The organism is Brunnivagina elsteri CCALA 953, from assembly GCF_002289455.1.
Taxonomy (GTDB): Bacteria; Cyanobacteriota; Cyanobacteriia; order Cyanobacteriales; family Nostocaceae; genus Brunnivagina; species Brunnivagina elsteri.
The window spans coordinates 1-3,984 of the sequence record NZ_NTFS01000516.1 but is presented as its reverse complement, the minus strand read 5'-3'; the positions used below and the strand labels follow the sequence as shown (position 1 = coordinate 3,984).

5 protein-coding genes and 1 pseudogene are annotated in these 3,984 nt (G+C 39.1%); all 6 read left to right on the top strand.

The features are described from left to right. Window positions 1-85 precede the first annotated feature (85 nt). Window positions 86-175 carry a cytochrome b6-f complex subunit PetN gene (gene petN, locus CK510_RS27520; RefSeq protein WP_015116376.1) on the top strand — a complete coding sequence of 30 codons (90 nt, stop codon included), beginning with the start codon at window positions 86-88 and terminating at the stop codon, window positions 173-175. A 7-nt stretch (window positions 176-182) separates the two neighbouring features. Beyond that, complete coding sequence (locus CK510_RS32435; protein WP_095724686.1) at window positions 183-344, top strand: hypothetical protein; 162 nt, start codon at window positions 183-185, stop codon at window positions 342-344. A 417-nt stretch (window positions 345-761) separates the two neighbouring features. Continuing rightward, window positions 762-1,658 (top strand): annotated as a pseudogene (locus CK510_RS27510) (sensor histidine kinase); the annotation flags it as partial. 162 nt (window positions 1,659-1,820) lie between these two features. Further along, window positions 1,821-2,330, top strand: a complete 510-nt coding sequence (locus tag CK510_RS27505) for a phosphate-starvation-inducible PsiE family protein (RefSeq protein WP_095724684.1) — start codon at window positions 1,821-1,823, stop codon at window positions 2,328-2,330. 301 nt (window positions 2,331-2,631) lie between these two features. Then, complete coding sequence (locus CK510_RS32090) at window positions 2,632-2,802, top strand: hypothetical protein (RefSeq protein ID WP_158224975.1); 171 nt, start codon at window positions 2,632-2,634, stop codon at window positions 2,800-2,802. 399 nt (window positions 2,803-3,201) lie between these two features. Next, on the top strand, window positions 3,202-3,720 hold the full coding sequence (locus CK510_RS27500) for a DUF2808 domain-containing protein (RefSeq protein ID WP_095724683.1): 519 nt from the start codon (window positions 3,202-3,204) through the stop codon (window positions 3,718-3,720). Window positions 3,721-3,984 lie beyond the last annotated feature (264 nt).

Genomic DNA, 3,984 nt, shown 5'->3' with positions numbered 1-3,984 from the left:
CCTTTCTTTATTCAGCATTCCAAATTGCCATCCAAAGTATGATAATGGTTAGAGTCGTTTTGTAAATAACTTTAAAAGTACCGCTATGGCTATTTTGACATTAGGTTGGGTTACACTGCTAGTAGTTTTTACTTGGTCTATTGCAATGGTAGTCTGGGGTCGCAACGGACTGTAGGAGGACTGTGGAAAGTCAACTTCTGAATGTTTTGGCAATAGCAGCCATGTTGCTGCTAGTCGCAGTTACTGGTGGTGTCGGTTATTTGACACTTTCTGATTGGCGCGATCGCCGTCGTCAAGAAAAGGAAAAACTCGAATTGCGACGTTCTTCTCGCAAACGAAAATAACTCGCAATCCTCCAACAAAATCAAGTTTTGTAGGGGCACGAAATTTCGTGTCCCTAAATTTTTAGCTGTGAGTATACCTAAATACATTTATGTTTTAGTAATTATACTTAAGTCTGAATCGCCATCTAGATTTTATGGAATCCAAAATAGTTATTATTACTTAAATGTGATATTCCAGATAAAAGTTCTGATTGATACCTGTTAATTAGCTGGCTGTACGGGGAATCATGAGGTATAAGAAGGTTCTTATCATCAGTTCAATGTGCAATGAAAAACAAACAAGCCACCAAAGCTCTGGCATCGAGCCAAGTAGCAGAGGTTAACAGGGATATGCAAGCTACCGAACAATATTATGACGAGCGACTTAAAGCACTAGGACGAATTATTGAGAGACAAGCTACACAACTAGCAAATACAGCCGAATTGCTCGAACAAACAACGCTACAAAAAGAAAAACTCAATGAAACACTCAAAGAATTGCGAGCAACGCAAACCCAATTAATTCAGGGTGAAAAAATGGCAGGATTAGGGCAGTTAGTAGCAGGTATTGCCCATGAAATCAATAATCCAATTAATTTTATTTATGGAAACTTAAGCCATTTAGGAGATTATGCCGAGCATTTGATTAGGTTGTTAAGTCTTTATCAACAAGAGTTTCCAGAAACAGGACAAGAAATCAAAGCACTAGCTAGAAAAATCGACTTGAATTATATAGTCGAAGACTTACCGATGACTCTAGATTCTATGCAAATTGGTGCAGAAAGAATTTTACAATTGATTGCTTCTTTACGAACATTTTCCCGTCTTGACCATGCAGAAATCAAGCCTGTGGATATCCACGAAGGAATCGATAGTACATTATTAATTTTACAACATCGAATGCGAGCAACACCAACATTACCAACCATTGAAGTTATAAAAAAATATGGTGAATTGCCCAAGGTTGAATGTTATGCAGCTGAGTTAAATCAAGTGTTTATGAATATTTTGGGTAATGCCATAGATGCACTTGAAGATAAATGTAAAAATAGACAATGTAAAAATCCACAAATTATAATCCACACAAATAAGTTGGATGCAAAAACAATTATAATATGTGTATCAGATAACGGTTGTGGCATATCCGAGGACATGCGATCGCGCATTTTTGACCCATTTTTTACTACCAAAGAACCAGGTAAAGGTACTGGCTTAGGATTATCTATTAGTTACCAAATTATCGTCGAAAAACACGGTGGACAAATAGAATATTTCTCCAAACCAGGCAAAAGTACAGGATTTTGGATTGAAATACCGATTAAGCATAGTTGTTAATAAGTGTTTTTACCAGCTAATTACGTAGATAAGAGCGTCTTTCCTTGGGTGGAATATTACGAATTTTCCATTTCCCACTGGCTTCGTTAAACTGCGAACTTTTAATTTTTTTTTAAATCTCTATGATGAAGGTGAATAGTTCCATCAACTACTTAGGGTACTATGCAACCAAACCTCAAAGAACAATTTGTCAATTACTTTAAACGCGATACTCCTTTGGAGTCAATACGGAAACGTATTGTCCGCTATTTAGAATTTTTCCAAGATATTATTGTTATTTCCCTATGTGTTGGCTTATTCTGTGTCATGGTGCTGCGACTCATTGACATGTTTTCCAGCTTACTACACCCTTTAGAAGTCCGGCAAATTACCTCGGATATTCTATTTATTTTGATTCTGGTAGAGTTATTTCGTCTTTTACTTGATTATTTAGAAAAACAAAGTATTTCTGTAGGTGCAGCAGTCGAAATTACTATTGTTTCATCACTACGAGAAATAATATTAAGTGGAGTATTAGAGATTCCCACTACTCAAATTTTTGGGATTTCAATTTTTTTAGTTGTTTTAGGTGCAATTCTCGTGGTTATGCCTTGGATGACACGTCTATTTGAGTCCACAAATCACGTAAATCCACATCCAATTAGCGAGACTTCATACATCGAGAAAACCTAAGAGCATGTTTGAAAAGTTTGGGAAGGTATAATTTGTCATTCTGAGTGGAGCTTTGCGGAACGTACGCGCTACGCGTTGCCGCAGGCTAGAATCTGGAGTTTAGCCCACATACTGAGATGCTGAGGAACGAAGCATGACATAGAAGAAGACTTTTCAAACAACCTCTAATAAATTCTATCTTTTTAGAGATTGATTTTTATACTGCAAACGGTTTAATACTTGACTAATATAGAACCCCTTTCCATAGAGCGTTCGCTTTTAGCGTTCCCGTTAGGGTAGCGCTACCTTTGGAAGTCACTCCGTGCCTACCCGCAGGGTACCTCTCCCCGTTGGCGTAAGCCTGCCGTCAGGCATAGCGGAGAGAGGCTTTATACCTACGGAAAGCTACCCTGCGGGAACGCGATCGCACCAAACCCAAGAAACCGGGTTTCTCCTCAAATTAGTACGAATATATTTGATACCTCACCAATAGAAACCAGGTTTCTCCCACCAAAAAGCGCGAAGATACTAGTACCGCACGGCGTAAATATGCCTACCATTTAGGGCTTGAATTAAGTCCTCTTTTAGAGGACTTTCGCTATTAGACAGAGGTTTATAACCTCTGGCTGGCTTTGACGGGTTTGGTATTCACAATAGTCTACCCAACAGCGTCACAGACAACGCTACCCATTGTTTCTACTTAAACTAAGATTGTTTCTCATTGCAATTTTTCCGATCGTCCAAAACAATCGGGGCAAAAAACTTTGTATCCCATTACCCAAATCCCACAATTGGCACTTTATGCGATCGCGTAACGTCTCAATATCAGCAAGTCGGTAGTAGAGTTTAGTTACGACCCTAATTGCACAATCGAAAGTAAGGAGTGAGAAATATGCGACGTTCGCTAGGACTTTTATCTGCTTTAGCCGTGACTGGCTGTTTGCTGACAGGATTCTCTGGAGTTAGCTTGGCACAATCCGGTATCAACCTCTGGAGTGGTGTTAAAAGCGAAAATCAACTGATTCACCGTTTCGATTTTGGTGGACAAGCAAACGGTTGGGATAGACTACGCTTGCGGGTTCCTAACAAAAAACTCAAAACCGCAGTTGCACAATTCGTAGTTTCTTACCCCGAATACTACAATGGTTCTTTCGATCCGAAGAAAATTGAAGTCAGAGTCAAAGGTAAAAGCGTACCCCTACAAGAAGCTAAGTGGGACAAGGACAGCCACGCAATTACAATTTTCCCTCAAGAGGCAATTCCCGCAGGCAACAACGTTGAAATCGTTTTATCGAACATGAGAACTCCTCCGTTTGGAGGCATGTACTACTTCAATTTGGCAACTCAATCTCCTGGAGATGTACCCCTTTCCCGCTACGTCGGTACTTACATTGTTAACATTGGTAGTTAATTAATGGGCATGGGTTATTGACTTTGTTATAAATCCTACGAAAAATTATCATGGGATTGGGCATTAAAACTCACTTGCCTCGAATATGGTCAGGGCAAACAGCCGTTTGCCCCTACTAAAGATGGTTAAATACTATGAATTTGAAGTCTGGTATGGAGAGGGGTTCTATATAATTCAAGTTTTAAGCCGTTTACAGTACAACTAATCAATAAATATCAAAATCAACAGCCTACTTCTTATACCAATTACTTGTGAAGCTGCACA

What these genes read in the sequence shown, in the direction of transcription:
- petN (WP_015116376.1), top strand. Translation starts at nt 86, where the DNA reads ATGGCTATTTTGACATTAGGTTGGGTTACACTGCTAGTAGTTTTTACT.
- CK510_RS27505 (WP_095724684.1), top strand. Translation starts at nt 1,821, where the DNA reads ATGCAACCAAACCTCAAAGAACAATTTGTCAATTACTTTAAACGCGAT.
- CK510_RS27500 (WP_095724683.1), top strand. Translation starts at nt 3,202, where the DNA reads ATGCGACGTTCGCTAGGACTTTTATCTGCTTTAGCCGTGACTGGCTGT.